At 57.2% G+C, this 15,676-nt stretch carries 14 protein-coding genes and 1 tRNA gene; 12 read left to right on the forward strand and 3 right to left on the reverse strand.

The annotated features are described in order from the left end of the window. Positions 1-15: 15 nt before the first annotated feature. From ACR0EK_RS02205 to ACR0EK_RS02225, 5 genes are all read left to right on the forward strand, one after another. Positions 16-942: a methylenetetrahydrofolate reductase gene (locus tag ACR0EK_RS02205; RefSeq protein WP_480537915.1), complete on the forward strand. Its 927-nt coding sequence runs from the start codon at positions 16-18 to the stop codon at positions 940-942. A gap of 9 nt (positions 943-951) precedes the next feature. Further along, a complete protein-coding gene (locus ACR0EK_RS02210; protein ID WP_480545562.1) occupies positions 952-2,007 on the forward strand; it encodes a methyltetrahydrofolate cobalamin methyltransferase in 1,056 nt (351 codons plus the stop codon). Between the two features lie 126 nt (positions 2,008-2,133). Next, complete coding sequence (locus tag ACR0EK_RS02215) at positions 2,134-2,961, forward strand: polyphosphate kinase 2 family protein (protein WP_267365940.1); 828 nt, start codon at positions 2,134-2,136, stop codon at positions 2,959-2,961. A 69-nt stretch (positions 2,962-3,030) separates the two neighbouring features. Continuing rightward, positions 3,031-3,104: transfer RNA gene (locus tag ACR0EK_RS02220), tRNA-Gly, on the forward strand. 190 nt (positions 3,105-3,294) lie between these two features. Beyond that, the gene (locus tag ACR0EK_RS02225) at positions 3,295-4,887 is read left to right on the forward strand and encodes a trypsin-like peptidase domain-containing protein (RefSeq protein ID WP_480564670.1); all 1,593 of its coding nucleotides are present in this window, start codon (positions 3,295-3,297) and stop codon (positions 4,885-4,887) included. Here the strand turns inward: ACR0EK_RS02225 and ACR0EK_RS02230 are convergent, their stop codons facing one another. The 3 genes from ACR0EK_RS02230 to ACR0EK_RS02240 form a co-directional block, all read right to left on the reverse strand. Continuing rightward, on the reverse strand, positions 4,888-6,504 hold the full coding sequence (locus ACR0EK_RS02230) for an MFS transporter (protein WP_480565264.1): 1,617 nt from the start codon (positions 6,502-6,504) through the stop codon (positions 4,888-4,890). Positions 6,505-6,552: 48 nt separating this feature from the next. Continuing rightward, positions 6,553-7,773, reverse strand: a complete 1,221-nt coding sequence (locus tag ACR0EK_RS02235; protein WP_480564673.1) for an APC family permease — start codon at positions 7,771-7,773, stop codon at positions 6,553-6,555. Positions 7,774-8,143: 370 nt separating this feature from the next. Further along, the gene (locus ACR0EK_RS02240; protein ID WP_480485585.1) at positions 8,144-9,166 is read right to left on the reverse strand and encodes a LacI family DNA-binding transcriptional regulator; all 1,023 of its coding nucleotides are present in this window, start codon (positions 9,164-9,166) and stop codon (positions 8,144-8,146) included. A gap of 134 nt (positions 9,167-9,300) precedes the next feature. On the opposite strand from ACR0EK_RS02240, the gene ACR0EK_RS02245 reads away from it, so the two are divergent. The 7 genes from ACR0EK_RS02245 (at position 9,301) to ACR0EK_RS02275 (ending at position 15,667) form a co-directional block, all read left to right on the forward strand. Beyond that, entirely contained in the window at positions 9,301-9,486 is a 186-nt protein-coding gene (locus tag ACR0EK_RS02245; protein WP_267366030.1) for a hypothetical protein, read from the forward strand. A gap of 23 nt (positions 9,487-9,509) precedes the next feature. Further along, a complete protein-coding gene (locus tag ACR0EK_RS02250; RefSeq protein ID WP_480564676.1) occupies positions 9,510-10,655 on the forward strand; it encodes a TRAP transporter substrate-binding protein in 1,146 nt (381 codons plus the stop codon). A 108-nt stretch (positions 10,656-10,763) separates the two neighbouring features. Beyond that, positions 10,764-11,276 carry a TRAP transporter small permease gene (locus ACR0EK_RS02255; protein WP_209503870.1) on the forward strand — a complete coding sequence of 171 codons (513 nt, stop codon included), beginning with the start codon at positions 10,764-10,766 and terminating at the stop codon, positions 11,274-11,276. A gap of 11 nt (positions 11,277-11,287) precedes the next feature. Further along, positions 11,288-12,616, forward strand: a complete 1,329-nt coding sequence (locus ACR0EK_RS02260) for a TRAP transporter large permease (RefSeq protein ID WP_480564680.1) — start codon at positions 11,288-11,290, stop codon at positions 12,614-12,616. A gap of 12 nt (positions 12,617-12,628) precedes the next feature. Beyond that, positions 12,629-13,936 carry a histidinol dehydrogenase gene (hisD, locus tag ACR0EK_RS02265; protein ID WP_480564683.1) on the forward strand — a complete coding sequence of 436 codons (1,308 nt, stop codon included), beginning with the start codon at positions 12,629-12,631 and terminating at the stop codon, positions 13,934-13,936. Next, entirely contained in the window at positions 13,929-14,690 is a 762-nt protein-coding gene (locus ACR0EK_RS02270; RefSeq protein ID WP_480564686.1) for an SDR family NAD(P)-dependent oxidoreductase, read from the forward strand. Before hisD ends, ACR0EK_RS02270 begins: the two co-directional genes overlap by 8 nt. Beyond that, positions 14,687-15,667, forward strand: a complete 981-nt coding sequence (locus ACR0EK_RS02275) for an alcohol dehydrogenase catalytic domain-containing protein (RefSeq protein WP_480564689.1) — start codon at positions 14,687-14,689, stop codon at positions 15,665-15,667. Before ACR0EK_RS02270 ends, ACR0EK_RS02275 begins: the two co-directional genes overlap by 4 nt. Positions 15,668-15,676 lie beyond the last annotated feature (9 nt).

Consider the following 15,676-nt stretch of genomic DNA (forward strand, 5'->3'; position numbering starts at 1 on the left):
TAATGGGAGGCCTCAATGGCTTTGCTGAACTTCAAGAAACGTGATGTGGTCGAAAACAGCCCTGTGAACCCGACCGTCGAAGCCTTCCTGCAAGGCTATTCGATCGAGGTCATGCCGCGGACCGCCGAAAAGGTCGAGGATTTCCGCGCGCTGCTGCCCGAAGGCACACGCGTCTACATTGCCCATATCGAAGGCACCCCGATTGAAGATATGGTCAAGACAGCCAAGCGGATTGCAGCCGAAGGCTATCCTGTCATGCCCCACTTCCCGGCGCGGATCATCAAGGATGCGGCGACGTTGGAAAACTGGATCTCAATGTACCAGGGCGAGGCGGGCGTCGAACAGGCGCTGTTGCTGGCCGGTGGCGTGACAAAGCCGCATGGCGATTTCGACAGTTCCATGCAGCTGATGGAAACCGGTCTGTTCGACAAGGCAGGGTTCACACGTCTTCATGTTGCCGGTCACCCCGAGGGGAACAAGGACATCGATCCCGATGGGTCCACCAAGAATGTCGATGACGCCCTGCGCTGGAAACAGAAATTCAACGAGACCACGGATGCCGAGATGGCGCTGGCAACCCAGTTTGCCTTCGATGCCAAACCGATCATCGCCTGGGCAGATAGTCTGAAAGAGGCGGGTATCGACCTGCCCATCCACATCGGTATCGCCGGTCCGGCCAAACTGCAGACCCTGATCAAGTTCGCAATTGCCTGCGGCGTCGGCCCGTCGCTGAAAGTTCTGCAAAAGCGCGCCATGGATGTGTCGAAGCTTCTGCTGCCCTATGAGCCGAATGATGTTGTGACTGAATTGGCCAACCACAAGGCGGCCAACCCGGATTTCAACATCACCAACGTGCACTTCTTCCCGCTGGGCGGGATCAAAACCAACGCCAACTGGGCGATCAATAATGGCGGCGCCTCGGCGCAGCCTGCAAACTCCTAAGGAACGGACATGACCCGTACAGTCGTAGAATCAAAAACAAAAACCGCCGTTCTGGGCTTTGACGAACCGTTCTGCGTGATCGGCGAGCGGATCAACCCGACCGGTCGGAAAAAGCTGGCGGCCGAACTGGAAGCAGGCGATTTCTCGACCGTCGAGAAAGATGCGCTGGCACAGGTGATGGCGGGCGCAACCGTTCTGGATATCAATGCGGGCGTCGTCTACAACTCGAACCCAAACCCGAACGAGACCGAACCGCCGCTTATGCGCAAGATCGTTGAGCTGGTGCAGGGGCTGGTTGAAGTTCCGCTGTGTATCGACTCGTCGGTTCCCGGTGCTCTGGAAGCGGGTCTTGAGGCGGCGGAAGGTCGCCCTCTGCTGAACTCGGTCACAGGTGAGGAAGAGCGTCTGGAACTGGTTCTGCCGCTGGTCAAAAAATACAATGTTCCTGTTGTGGCAATCTCGAACGACGACACAGGCATCTCGGAAGACCCCGATGTCCGTTTCGAAGTGGCCAAAAAGATCGTTGAACGTGCCGCTGATTTCGGCATCCCTGCGCACGACATCGTTGTTGATCCGCTGGTCATGCCGATCGGTGCGATGGCAACTGCCGGTCAGCAGGTGTTTGCTCTGGTCCGTCGCCTGCGCGAGGAGCTGGGCGTTAACACCACCTGTGGCGCGTCCAACATCTCGTTCGGTCTGCCGAACCGCCACGGCATCAACAATGCCTTCCTGCCGATGGCAATGGGTGCCGGCATGACCTCGGCGATCATGAACCCGGTGGCTCTGCCAGTGACGCAGGCAAAAATTGCCGAGAAAAAAGAAGCCGTTGCCGCAGCTGGCATCATCCTGCCCGAAGGCATGGATGACGAGGCGTTCGTTCAGATGTTCGGCTTGGGCTCCACAAAGCCGCGCGCCGGTAAGGAGATGGAGGCCATCCGCGCCGCCAACCTGCTGACCAACAACGACCCGCATGGTGGGGAGTGGATCAGGTTCAACAAATCACCTGACGAGGCCGGTGGCGCAGCCGGTGGTCGTCGCGGCGGTGGCCGTCGTCGCCGCGCCTGATTACATCAACAAAGACAGCTAAGGCCGGGCACTGTGCCCGGCCTTTTTCGTTTGACTCTGATCAATGTCGATTTTGCGCAAGGGTTCAGGATATCCTGATCCGGGACGCAACGATCAGGTGGCACCATGCGTAAACATCACCCCCCGAAACTCTCAGAAGCGGATCTGACCAAGCGGTTGGGCAAAAAGGAGTATTTCGAGCAACTGATTGATCTTCAGGCCAAGCTGGCTAGGATTCAACAAGCGTATCTGTTTCACGGGCTCAAGGGTGTGCTGGTGTTCGAGGGTTGGGATGCGGCAGGCAAGGGGGGAACCATTCGCAGGATCAGCCAGGCTCTGGACCCGCGCAGCTTTAAGGTCTGGCCAATTGGGGCGCCCCGGAACTACTACCTCAACCGGCATTACCTGCTGCGGTTTTGGGAACGTTTGCCACCGTCCGGAGCGATATCCGCTTTCGACCGCAGCTGGTACGGGCGCGTGTTGGTCGAGAGGATCGAGAACCTGACCCCGGAAACACGCTGGCGCGCTGCTTATCAGGAAATCAACGATTTCGAACGCATGCTGGTCGACGATGGTGCCCGGATCGTCAAGCTGTTCTTCCACATCTCTGAAGATGAACAGATGCAGCGGTTTACTGAACGACTAAGAAACCCGTTGAAGCGCTGGAAATTGACATACGAGGATTTCAGGAATCGCGAGAAATGGGATGATACCGAGATCGCCGTGGATGAAATGCTGGCCCGGACGTCGACCGATCTGGCACCGTGGCACGTGATACCGGCCAATAACAAAAGATACGCGCGCATCAGCGCCATGAAGGCCATTGTCAAAGCCTTTTCAGCCGGGGTCGATCTGAACCCGCAACATCTGGACAGCCGCACGCTTGAGGCGGCCATCCAGGCTTTGGATGTAGATGACTCGCTGATCGACAGTCTTCGTGCGCGGACCGAGTGACTTTTTCCGGGCAACCTGAAACGATCCGGCTTGCGTGTCAGGGAACTCTGGTTATATCTCAGGGGTGCGGCGGGTATGATGTAATGGTAGCCTGTCAGCTTCCCAAGCTGAACGCGCGGGTTCGATTCCCGCTACCCGCTCCAGAACTTTCAGGTCAGACGGCGATTTCCGGTGAAGGCCTGCTCCGGCAGGCATGGGGGTCGTATCGGGACGTTCCACCAAATTGACTTGTGCCAGTGGATATTTCCGGTTTTGGGCATCCCTCTCGCGATTGGTAGGATTCCGGGCGTCTTATGATAGAGTGACCCCATCACTGTTGAGCAGAGCCCAACTATGCGGGAAATTGATCAGACCGGCACGAGTACACCCCAAGAGCCTTGCGCAGGTGATGTTCATGCCTTTCTGGAGAGCCTGACCGGCCCGTCCCGTGGAACGGTTTCCTGGCTTGTTGACAGCGCATTGACTGTTTCTGTTGGCGAAGGCCGTGCGCTAGGTCTGCGCCTGAAAGACAACACACCACCCCATGACGAAGACATCGCAACGCTTCAGTGGTTCGAGGGGGGCTATGTGCTCAACGCGCTGGCAGGGCAAGACATCTGGGTCAATGGCCACAAGATTGTGTCGGCAACGCTGAAACACGGCGACGTGATCGAATTTGGCGAATTGGGCCCGATCTCCCGATACCGCATTTGTACTCAGAGGTTTCCCATTCGTCACACGGTCGAGGATATCCTGAGTGACGCCTATGCTTATGCGCGGTCAAGTCGCCGGCCCTTTGCCCAAAGAATGTCGGGTGCGCTGCGTGAGAGTGGGCGAAGGCTTGTTTCTCAAACCACTATGTTCTTCAGGATTACGGTGGTTGCAGCGATTGCGCTGATCGCAGGTCTGCTGTTCCTGCTTTATCAAAACGACCGTAGACTGGCCGACAGCCTGCAACAGGAAGCCCGCAAGATCGAAGCGGTGTCGGCCATGCTTAGCCAGACGCGGGAAGATGTGCTGACCCCAGAAGACCTTGTGGCGTTGAGGGATGCCTTTCAGAACCAACTGATATCAACCGAGCAGCGGTTGGGTACCCTTGAACAGCGCGCGGGGGCGTCCACGCGGGTTATCACCGCCTCTACTCAATCCGTGGCTTTCATTCAGGGCGCCTACGGATTACGTCATATCGAAAGCGGTAAACTGCTGCGCCATGTGTTGGGCCCGAACGGAGAGAAGTTGCAAACACCCTTCGGTCAACCCTGGATCGAACCGGACGCAACAGGTGAGCCCGCGGAGTTCCAGTTCACCGGCACCGGGTTTCTGCTGGAGGGTACGCCGCTGTTGGCCACCAACCGCCACGTTGCCTTGCCCTGGACATCCGGCGACAAGGCTCAGGCGCTGAAAAACGCAGGTCTTGAGGCCGAGATGCTGCGGTTGCTGGCCTATCTGCCAGGTCAGGCCGATCCGATCGAGGCCACTTTGGACCGGTTCAGTGAAACCGCTGATCTGGCACTTTTGTCGGTTGATCCAAACCGTATCGAGGGGCTGGGATTACGACTGGCCGATGACCTTCCTCGCAGCGGTGACGAAGTCTTTCTTCTGGGGTATCCTACTGGCCTGAAAGCGTTAATTGCGCAGGCGGGGCCGGAATTTCTGAAAACGCTCGAGAAAGACGGGTCCGTCAATTTCTGGACGATCGCCGCACGGTTATCTGCGCAAAACCAGGTTCAACCTCTCGCCAGCCGAGGAATCGTGGCGCAGACAAGCCCGGGTGCAGTCGTTTACGACGCAGAAACAACGTCAGGAGGAAGCGGAGGGCCGGCCCTGAACCGCAAGGGAGAGGTGGTCGCGATTAACGCCGCGATCCTGCCAGAGTTCGGGGGTTCAAACATCGGGGTTCCGGTTTTGCACCTGAAAACCTTGCTGAATGAAACTGTCAGCCAGTGATCAATCACTGGTCTGGAAAGGCGATTTTTGAACAAAGAATACGACCGTCAACGGAATGATCACAGAAATCAGGGCCACGGCGATCAACAGGTGTCCAAGTTGGCCGTAATCGGCAATCGATGTGACGACACCGGTTTCCGGGTCGGTTACCGCGCGCGACACCACGAAAATCTGGTTCATGTATTTCGTTGCCAAACTGCTGGCCGACAAGGCCATGTTGGTGAATGACGCCATGACGGCAAAGAAAGTTGCCTTCAGATGCACAGGAGCATTACGTGCGATCCAGGCCAGCATCGGAACCATCGCGATTTGACCCAGCGGGGATTCAACTGCGGTGTCGAGGATTGCAATGAACCTCGCGTCTACGATCCCGCCGGTATGCGCAGATGTCCATTCATGCACGCCGTAATACAGCGCAAGGTTGGGCAGGGCGAGGACCCCCGACGCGATGGTCAGAATGATAACGACCTGCGCAATCGAGCGGTTGGCCATAAACGGTCTCAGAACGATGAGCCCGACCAGTGCAAGCAGGGACGTCAGAAGCGCCAGGATTGCCAGGAACTGCTCGTCAAACCCCAACTCGTCGATTTCGAACCAGGTCAGCCCCGGCCCGGGCAAAGGAACCGCACGAAACACGAAAATGATTATCGCCGTACCAATCAGAGCCTTTGCCTGATTTGGGTTCAGTTCCTTCACCAAGCGCGACATCAGGTACAAGATCACACTCAGTGAGACTACAAAAATAGTTTCCTGGGCGAGTTGGAAATTCGATGTTCCCAACACGATACTCAGTACAACAAAGGCGAGACCGCCCAGCAGGATTGGCCATTTGACCTCGGTGGTTTCGTCAGGGGTATGCGGGGGATGACCTAGGCGAAGATGTTGACGCTGTATCAAACCGTGCAAAACCACACCGCTGACGGACAACAGGGGAATGACAAGCGCGATCAGATAGACGTTGCCATACAATGCAAGACGGTCTGATTTCTGCATGCCCTCGGTTCCCGAGAACACCCAGATATTGACCGCGGCTACGGCTGCGAATCCCGAGAAAATGGCGATCCTGCCCAGTGTTTGCATTGTTGTATGCTGCGCACGGGTTTCCTCGGGCGAAAACGGCTGCCCGTGGGGATTGATCTTTGGAACGGCCTCGACCGTCATCGCGTCGGCGACGACATCCTGAATGGCATAGCCGGAAGGCGCCAAGAGCAGGGCAATGATATACCAGTGTTCCAGCGGTATGACATCAACCATATGTCCGGGAAAGGCCACAAGCCCGTACATGGTGAGCAGGGACAAGGTGATCAGGGTTGCCCCCAATAGGATCAGCAATGACTTCCACCGCCAAAACAGATCAACGATATGACCCAGTGGCATTTTCAAGATCCAGGGAAGCCCGGCCCAAAACGCCAACCCGGCTACAAAGGAAGCGGATAGGTTAAGATAGTCCTTAAGAAAAAAAGCGCCGACGACCGATGTCAGGCCAGAAACCCCGGCGGCAAAGTAGACCATGAGCGGTGGCAGGTAGGACCATCGCATCTGTCGCGCCAGATCAACAAAGGTTCTTTGCCACCATGCAGAAAGCGGCGCTCCTGTAGAAGGCTGGTCAGTGGTCATGTTCACGTAAATCGCATCGCAGGATTTCCTTGACCCAATGATACAGGCTTACAGAAACGCGGACGCAAAAAGCAACAAACTGGTCACCACCCCAAAGAGGGGAACAACAAGTGGCACGCGGAACTGCGGTTCATCGGTTTCAGCCCGGGTCTTCAAAAGGATCAGTGAAAGATTGACCAGCACAAAGACCCCCAGAACAATTTGCGACGTGCGCTCGGCCAGAATGGCGATTGGAAGCGTTTGGGTCAGCAACAGGATTATCGCCGTGACCATGATTGTCGCTACCGTTGGCGTCTGAGTGACCTGAGATACCGTAGCCAGAAACTTAGGCAAATGATCCCGATCCGCGAGCCCGTAAATCACGCGGGATGCCATGATCATCTGGATCAGAACACCATTGATCGTGGCTACGATGGCAATGGTCGAAAACCCCTGCTGGATAACCTCGGGCGCGTCCGTAAAAATCAGGGCCAGCGGTGCGGCGGACGTCGAAAGGACATCGATCGGCACCACATACAGAACAGTCATGGACGTACCAAGATACAAGACCGTGGCCAGAACAAGCGTCAACAGGATCGCTTTCGGGATTGTTCCGGCGGGGTCTTTAACTTCTTCAGCGACATTTGCCATGTCCTCGAAACCCACGAAGGCGAAAAACGCCAGAAGCGAAGCGGCCAAAATCCCTCTCCAGGCGTTTGGGTCCAGCCCGGGAACCATCTGGGTGAGCGCATAGCCCTGAGGCTCAGGAAGGGACAGGCCCCAACCAATAACGACAAGTAGCCCGCTGATCTCTATGATGGTAATGACTGCCGCCACCATTACCGACTGCGTGATCCCCCATAGGGCGATCAGCCCCATGATCAGAACTACACCGATTGTCTGACTTGAAATGCCTAAACCTGTAAGCGTTTGAAGGTACGACGCGGCCCCGATAGCCACGGCCGAGGCCGAGATGATGCCCGAGGCGGCCACCGCGAGACCAACCAGAACGGCCATCCAGCTTTTCTGAAACCCTGCTTCGACATAAGCGGCTTCACCTGCACTCACTGGATATCGGGTTGCCAATTCTGCGTAAGACAGGGCAGTCAGCGCAACAACAAGTGCAGCAATCAGGAACGAAACAGCGGCATACGGGCCCGCAATCCCGGCCGTCGCACCAACAAGCACGTAAATTCCGGCTCCAACAGTAACTCCAAGCCCATAGAGCGTGAGCAGCGGGGTCGTCAGCGCCCGCCGCAGCTTTGGTGTCTTTTGTTCAACGATGGACATCATCTATCCGCCAATTGGATTACATCGCGTGTCTTAAGTTGGCATCGACGTTTCCGTGCTTGGTCCCGTCGCCTTGATCATTTGCATTTACTGGCATGCGGTAAGTGCCGAGTAGCCAGAGGGTAGTCGGCAGGAGAGCGCGCCGCACGTTCGCCGCGCCCACGGAGCGAACTTTCACACCACTGAATCACTGATCACCGGAAAATTTGCTTGGGGTCAGGCAAGTGAGCGTCGGGCCCGATGATATATTCGTACTTCACTATGTGGTCGCATTGCGTGCTTTGATTCAGGTCAATGAAAGCGGAACGTCACACTGAATCGTAGACCGGTGCGCCTTTTACATGCAATGAATCGCCGAACTTTCTGAGCCTTAAGGAATGCGGTCAAGCAAGGAGTCTCGGGTGACCAAATGGGTCGAAAGCTCCAAAGACTGGCCCGCAGAGTTCGTTTCGATCATTCGTATCAACTCCTGCGCAGCCTTTTGACCCATTTCACGGTGGGGCACGTGAACCGTTGTCAGGGCAGGGCTGACAATGCGCGCGATTTCGATGTCGTCAAAGCCTGTAATCGACACGTCTTCGGGCACTCGGAGCCCCATTTTCTGCGCCTGCCTCAATGCGCCGACTGCCAGAACATCGTTTCCGCACAAAACTGCGGTCGGCGGCATGTCAGTCGCCATGAGATCCCTGAATGCCGTCGCGCCATTCTCGAACTCATATGTGGTTTCGATCACCATTAGGTCATCCGGCTGCAGGCCGTGTTCAGCCATGGCGCTTTTTATCCCAGCGATCCTGAGCCGCGCCCGGTCATTACCCGAACTGATACCCGATATCGTCGCAAGACGCGTATGTCCCTGTCTGATGATCTGGTCTGCCAGCGCTTTCATGGCCTTGCGGTTGTCGAACCCAACTGACGGCACAGGTTTATCCGGCAGAAAGGACCAGGCAACCAGCGCGGGCACTTTCCGTCTGTCCAGATAATCGTAAATATCTGCGTCCCTGTCATGACCGATCAATAACAGCCCATCCGCACCCCGTGCGACCAGGGTTCGGATCTGATCCTTTTCCGCTTCGGGCTCATAGGCTGAACTGGAGACCAGCAGCGTGTAACCACGCTGATGTATCTCTTCCTGAAACGCCTGCAACCCCCTTGCGAATATCGCGTTTTCCATGGTGGGGATGATGGCGCCAATGGTAAATGACCGCTTGGCCGCCATCACGCGGGCCGCGAAATTTGGCGTGTACCCCAATTCCTCGACCGTCGACAGGACACGCTTGCGCGTTGCTTCAACAACTTGTTGCGGGTTGTTCAGACACCGGGACACTGTCGCGGTCGAAACACCCGCGGCCTTGGCAACGTCATCCAGTGTCGGAGCAGACCGATGTTTTGACATTCTCGAACTCTCAATTCCAGTTGGCTTAAGTTAATCGCATTTTTCAAATGATGAAAGCACCAATGTAAGCGCTTGCAATATTGATGTAAGCGCTTACAAAGGTGTTGAGCCGATTCTGAACGGGAGTCCCGGAAATGGTCCTTGCTGCATCTGTCGTCGTTTTCGCGATCTATTTCGCCAACGTTGCTTTGGGTGCTTTCGCAGGCCGCGCGTTTCTTGGTGACGTAGGAGAGATGTTGGTTCTGTTCGCGGCGTCGATTTTGTTCGTTGTCGCGATTCTGAAAAAGGAAGCTGACCGAAACGCAACAGACGGCAGCTAAACTTTTGCTTGGGAGGGCAATTCATGAACAACGACGAGATTGAACTGACGTCAACAGAACGTCGCAACTTTCTGAAGCTGAGCGCAAGTGGCGCGTTCACGGCCGCATTGGTTGCCGGGGCAGGGGGTGTTTTGTGGTCTTCCGAGGCTGCCGCGCAAACCGCAAAAGAAGAAAGTGAGCGCGAAAAGGCCGCAGACCACGTTATGACGGTGGCCACAGCCTATGTGCTGGGTGCGTCGCGCAGCTATCCGATCATGCAGCTGGATCTGAAGGAAAACATCCAGAATGCTACCAACGGCAAGGTCTATGTCAAATTGGCCCCCGGTGGTCAGCTTGGCGCGGGCGGTGCGCTGGTGCAGAAAGTACAGGGTGGAACCATTCAGGCCGCGCAGCACTCGCTGTCGAATTTTGCGCCTTTTGCGTCCACGGTCGACCTGATCAACATGCCGTATCTGTGCGGGTCGAACCAGCGCTTCACCAACCTTGTCCATTCGGACACGTGGAAAAGCGAAGTCCACCCCAAGGTCGAGGCGGCAGGCTTCAAGGCCCTGTTCTACGTGAACATCGATCCGCGTGTTGTCGCAGTCCGGCAGGGTGGCAATGCGGTCATAACACCGGGGGACATGGGCGGGATCAAGTTCCGCGTTCCCGGTTCGAAGATGCTGCAACAATACTATCGCATGGTTGGTGCCAACCCGACGCCTGTGGCATGGGGTGAAACACCTTCGGCGATCAAGCAGGGTGTTGCCGACGCGCTCGACCCGTCAGTTGGCGCACTGTATGTCTTTGGTTTCAAGGACATCCTCAGCCATGTGACCTTCACGCAGGCCGTTCCGGACAGTCAGGTTTATTCCTGTAATCTGGAGTGGTTCAACTCGATGCCTGCTGACGTGCAGGAAGGCATTATGTGGGGTGCCGAGATGACTGGCCATCAGAACTTGTCCAAGGTTCCATCGGCGCGTGCTTACGCCATGTCCGAGCTGAACAAGGCAGGTGTTGAATTCCATTCACTCAGCGATGATCAGTTGGCGGAATGGCAGGATGCCGGTGGGTATCAGCGTTCGGAATGGGATCCTTTCAAGACGGAACTGGCCGGTTCGATGGACAACTTTGAGAAGCTGGTCGAAGCGGCCGGTACGCAGGGCAAATACTACGTCCACGACGCCTAAGGTGAAACCCGTGGGCGCCTGTCGGCGTCCACGATTCTTGTACCGCGCGGCCGACAGTGGCCCGTCAAGGCAGGTACGGACTGGGCTGTCCCATCGCCGGAGGATCAGATGACCGTTCTTCAGAACATTGACCGAAACGCAGAACGCTGGTTGCTGCTGGTGTTCTACGTGATGCTGGTGATCACCATGGCCATCGAGGTGCTGCGGCGCGAGATATTCGCCTATTCCTCGATCTGGGGCGAGGAAATCGTGCGGTATTCCTTTATCTATCTGGCTTGGATCGGTGCTGCTGCCGCGGTGAAAGAGCGCGCTCATATCCGGATCGATGTGATCATGCACTATGTCGGGCCGCGCCCCAAGGCACTGCTTTATATCTTCGGCGATCTGGTGATGTTCCTGGTGGCGATCATCGCACTCTACTGGTCGTATGAAGCCGTGCACGTTTCGGCCAAGTTTGGTTCCGTTACGGACGGATTGCGGATTTCCAAGGTTTGGTTCCTGATGGCCGTGCCGACCGGGTTTGCCCTGATGATCTGGCGGCTGATCCAATCCCTGTTGCGCGATCTGAAATGCCTTCGCGACGGCACGCCCGTCTTCGAAGGCGACAAACTGTTTGACTGAGGAGAGACCGGATGCTTTGGAACTCCCTCAATCAAACTGTTGAACTGGGCTGGGATTTTTATCTGCCGGTGATCCTGTTTGTTGCCCTGATCGCTTTGGCCGTACCGGTTTGGGCGGCCATTGGAACGGCTGCGATCGTAATGCTGATCATGTCCGGTGACCTTCCTCTCAGCCTTGTCGGAGAGAGCCTGTTTACCGGCATCGATGCTTTTGCCCTGACTGCCGTGCCCCTGTTTATCCTGACCGGGGATGTTCTGGTTCGGACGGGGTTGTCACGCAAGTTTCTGGATGTTGCCGAGGCTTTGACATGCTTCGCCAAGGGCGGCTTCGGATCGGCCACGGTGCTGGTCTGCGGAATGTTTGCCGCGATTTCGGGATCAGACGCCGCCGGGGCTGCTGCGGTTGGCAGGATGACCATCAACCGGTTGGTGGAAAGCGGGTATCCGCGCCCCTACGCCTGTGCTCTGGTCGCGGCCGGTGCCTGCACCGGCATTCTGATACCGCCCTCGATCGCCTATATCATCATCGGCCTTGTGCTGGGTATTTCCGCATCGACGCTTTTTCTGGCCGCCCTGATCCCGGGTCTGGCTATCCTGGTGTCGATCCTGATCACCAACATCATCATGAACCGCCTTTATGCATACGAAGGCGGCGGCATGATGACCATGGGGGAGTGGTTGGCCAATCTGGGCAAGGCGCTCAGGTCTGGCTGGTATGCCTTTATCGTGCCGGGGATTATCTTTTATGGCATCTTTTCGGGCCGACTTACGCCGACTGAGGCTGGTGCCACGGCTGTTGTCGTCACCATCATCATGGGCTTCATCCTGCGTACGCTGACATTGGCGGATTTTCCGTCGATGCTGGTCAGCTCTGCAAAGGTGAACGGGGTGATCCTGCCGATCATCGCCTTTTCGGCTCCGCTGGCCGAGGCGCTGGCGATCATGGGTGTTCCTCAGGGGTTTGTCACTTCGGTGACCTCGCTGACAGACGACCCATCTCTGCTGATCCTGTTGATGATCGGCATCCTGATCGCAGCGGGCTGCGTCATGGAGACGACGCCGAATATCGTCATCCTGGCACCTATCCTGAAACCACTGGCGGACAATATCGGCATGAATGAGATCCAGTTCTGCATCATGATGATCACCGCGCTGGGAGTGGGTTTTATCACCCCGCCGCTGGGGCTGAACCTGTTTGTCGTATCTGGCATTACCGGTGAATCCATTCTGAAGATTGCCGCCCGAGCCGTGCCTTTCGTATTGACCATGCTGATCGTAGTGATCCTGATCGCCTACGTGCCAGCCGTGTCGACAACATTGCTACCTGAAATCTACCAATAGGACCTGCTGAACATGCCTCGTGAATATCTGAAAAAGGCAACTTTAACGGCTCAATCACACGCCTCAGAGGTGCATGATACGGTGAAGACAATTCTGACCGATATCGAGGCGGGCGGTGATGCAAAGGCAAGAGAATACGCCGCCAAGTTCGACAAGTACGAAGGGAATGTCTTGCTGACCCCGGCTGAGATTGAGGCCGCCTGTGCAAAAGTGTCCGAAAAGCTGAAGGCCGACATCCGTTTCGCCCATGACAATGTGCGGCGCTTTGCCGAAACGCAGAAAGCGACCGTATCTGACGTTCAGACCGAGATCGTTCCGGGTTTCGTCGCCGGGCAGAAGGCAATTCCAGTGGATGCTGCAGGGTGTTACGTGCCAGGGGGGCGATACAGCCACATCGCCAGTGCGATTATGACAGTGACCACCGCGAAAGTTGCGGGATGTCGCCACATCACAGCGTGCTCGCCTCCGCGCCCTGGCGAAGGGGTTGCGCCTGCCATCGTTTATGCGGCGCATATCTGCGGGTCCGACAGCATTCTGGCCATGGGGGGCGTGCAGGGTGTTGCCGCCATGACTTACGGTCTGTTCGGTTTGCCGCGCGCCAACATCCTTGTGGGCCCCGGCAATCAGTTCGTGGCCGAAGCCAAGCGCATCCTGTACGGCAAGGTTGGTATCGACATGATCGCAGGTCCGACCGACAGTTTGATCCTTGCCGATCAGTCTGCCGATGCGCATGTCGTCGCCACCGATTTGGTCAGTCAGGCCGAGCACGGATACAACTCGCCGGTCTGGCTGGTCACCGATGATCGCGACCTTGCGCAAAAGGTGATGGAACTGGTACCTGCGCTCATCGCCGATCTGCCGGAACTGAACCGCGAGAACGCCTCGGCCGCATGGCGCGATTATGCTGAGGTTATCGTCTGTTCCAACCGCGAAGAGATGGCCGCCTGTTCCGACGAATATGCACCTGAGCATCTGACGGTTCAGGCTGAGGATCTAGATTGGTGGCTGGAACGACTGACCTGTTATGGATCGCTGTTTCTGGGCGAGGAAACAACCGTGTCATACGGAGATAAGGCGACCGGTACGAACCATGTTCTGCCAACCTCGGGCGCGGCCAGCTATACTGGCGGGCTGAGTGTCCACAAATACATGAAGATAGTGACGTGGCAGCGGGCTACGCGCGAAGGGTCGAAGCCCATTGCCGAAGCGACCGCGCGGATATCGCGGTTAGAAGGAATGGAGGGTCACGCCCGTGCAGCAGATGTGCGTCTTGCGAAGTACTTCCCGGACGAGCAGTTCGACTTGACTGCCGATGGATGACCCGCGCTCATTGTTTGACCTGACTGGCCGGGTGGCGTGTATCACCGGTGCCAGCTCGGGACTTGGGCGGCAAGTGGCACGGACTCTTGCCGCAGCAGGTGCCCGTGTTATCGGCGTTGCCCGGCGCAGTGATGCGTTGGCGGAGATGCGGGCCGAGATTGGCACGCGCGCTGCAGCGGTTGTTGCAGACGTTGCAGATCGCGCTGGGGTAGATGCGTTGACACAGGCCGTCACTTCCAAGTTTGGCCCCCCCGACATTCTGGTCCATGCGGCTGGGGTGAATACGCGTGAGGCTGCTGCTGATGTTACTCCTGAGGGGTGGGATGCCACGCTTGCCCTGAACCTGAGCGCGCCGTTCTTCCTCAGCCAGGCGATGGTTCCGGCGATGAAGGAAAAGGGGTGGGGGCGTATTGTCAATTTCGCCTCGCTACAAACAACGCGCGCTTTTCCAGGTGGTATCGCCTATGGCGCGTCCAAGGCGGGGATCGGGCAGTTGACACGCGCCATGGCCGAGGCGTGGTCGCCCTTTGGCATAAACGCCAACGCCATCGGCCCGGGGTTCTTTCCCACCGAACTGACTCAGGCCGTGTTCGAGGACCCCAAGCGCGCAGAACGGAACGCCGCGCAAACCTGTATCGGACGCAATGGGCGGATGCAGGATATCGACGGGCCGATCCTGTTCTTATGCTCTCGGGCGTCTGACTATGTCACGGGACAGGTTCTGATGGTTGACGGAGGGTTTACTGCCAAATGAAGGCTCTGGTTTACAAAGGTGTTGAACACATGGTGTTTGACGATGTGCCGAATGCCGAACCGGGCGCATCGGAACACCTGATCCGGGTCGAGGCGGTTGGCATCTGCGGATCGGACATGCACGCCTATCTGGGCCATGATGCACGTCGCCCAGCGCCCCTGATCCTCGGGCACGAGGCAGCCGGTGTCATAGCTGATGGTATCCGCGCCGGTGACCGGGTGACGATCAACCCGCTGGTAACCTGTGGCCAATGCGCGGCATGTCGGACGGGTCGCGAGAATCTGTGCCCGGATCGTCAGATCATCTCGATGCCACCGCGCGAAGGCGCTTTCGCGCAATACGTCTCGATGCCCGGCAGCAATCTTGTCGACGTGCCCGAGGATGTCTCTTTCGCCAAGGCTGCGCTGGCTGAACCTCTGGCGGTAAGCTGGCACGCAGTCAGATTGGGAATCGAGGCTCTGCATTCTGCGATGGACCGCCGCGCCTTGGTGATCGGCGGGGGGGCCATTGGCCTTGCGGCAGCCTTGGCCCTGCGGGCACAGGGCATTGAAGACGTTACAATCGCGGAACCAAACGCGTTGCGCCGGGCTTATCTGGCGGAAATCGAAAGTTTTGCGCTCGTGGATGCGCCCAATGGGTCTTTCCCGTTGGTCATTGATGCTGTTGGATATGCCGCGACACGGTCGGTCGCTTCGACCCTGGCCGCGCCGGGTGGCGTGATCGCGCATGTCGGATTGGGTGAAGATGCCGGAGGTCTGGACGTGCGTCGCATGACCTTGCAGGAGATCACCTTTATCGGAACCTACACCTACACCGCGCAGGATTTCCGCGACACGGCCCAGGCGATCTTTGACGGCCGTCTTGGCGCACTGAATTGGGTTGATGAGCGAGCACTGGCTGATGGCGCGCAGGCGTTTCGCGATATCCGCTCTGGCTCTGTAGCCGCACCAAAGATTATCCTGAGACCCTGGGGATAAACCTGACAG

The sequence above is a fragment of the Ruegeria sp. AE4 genome (assembly GCF_056542185.1).

Bases quoted from the DNA above. Each gene is read 5' to 3' on its own strand.
- ACR0EK_RS02215 (WP_267365940.1), top strand. From the start codon at position 2,134: ATGCGTAAACATCACCCCCCGAAACTCTCAGAAGCGGATCTGACCAAG.
- ACR0EK_RS02250 (WP_480564676.1), top strand. From the start codon at position 9,510: ATGAACAACGACGAGATTGAACTGACGTCAACAGAACGTCGCAACTTT.
- ACR0EK_RS02235 (WP_480564673.1), bottom strand. From the start codon at position 7,773: ATGTCCATCGTTGAACAAAAGACACCAAAGCTGCGGCGGGCGCTGACG.
- ACR0EK_RS02245 (WP_267366030.1), top strand. From the start codon at position 9,301: ATGGTCCTTGCTGCATCTGTCGTCGTTTTCGCGATCTATTTCGCCAAC.
- ACR0EK_RS02225 (WP_480564670.1), top strand. From the start codon at position 3,295: ATGCGGGAAATTGATCAGACCGGCACGAGTACACCCCAAGAGCCTTGC.
- ACR0EK_RS02230 (WP_480565264.1), bottom strand. From the start codon at position 6,504: ATGACCACTGACCAGCCTTCTACAGGAGCGCCGCTTTCTGCATGGTGG.
- ACR0EK_RS02275 (WP_480564689.1), top strand. From the start codon at position 14,687: ATGAAGGCTCTGGTTTACAAAGGTGTTGAACACATGGTGTTTGACGAT.
- ACR0EK_RS02210 (WP_480545562.1), top strand. From the start codon at position 952: ATGACCCGTACAGTCGTAGAATCAAAAACAAAAACCGCCGTTCTGGGC.
- hisD (WP_480564683.1), top strand. From the start codon at position 12,629: ATGCCTCGTGAATATCTGAAAAAGGCAACTTTAACGGCTCAATCACAC.
- ACR0EK_RS02240 (WP_480485585.1), bottom strand. From the start codon at position 9,166: ATGTCAAAACATCGGTCTGCTCCGACACTGGATGACGTTGCCAAGGCC.
- ACR0EK_RS02260 (WP_480564680.1), top strand. From the start codon at position 11,288: ATGCTTTGGAACTCCCTCAATCAAACTGTTGAACTGGGCTGGGATTTT.
- ACR0EK_RS02270 (WP_480564686.1), top strand. From the start codon at position 13,929: ATGGATGACCCGCGCTCATTGTTTGACCTGACTGGCCGGGTGGCGTGT.
- ACR0EK_RS02255 (WP_209503870.1), top strand. From the start codon at position 10,764: ATGACCGTTCTTCAGAACATTGACCGAAACGCAGAACGCTGGTTGCTG.
- ACR0EK_RS02205 (WP_480537915.1), top strand. From the start codon at position 16: ATGGCTTTGCTGAACTTCAAGAAACGTGATGTGGTCGAAAACAGCCCT.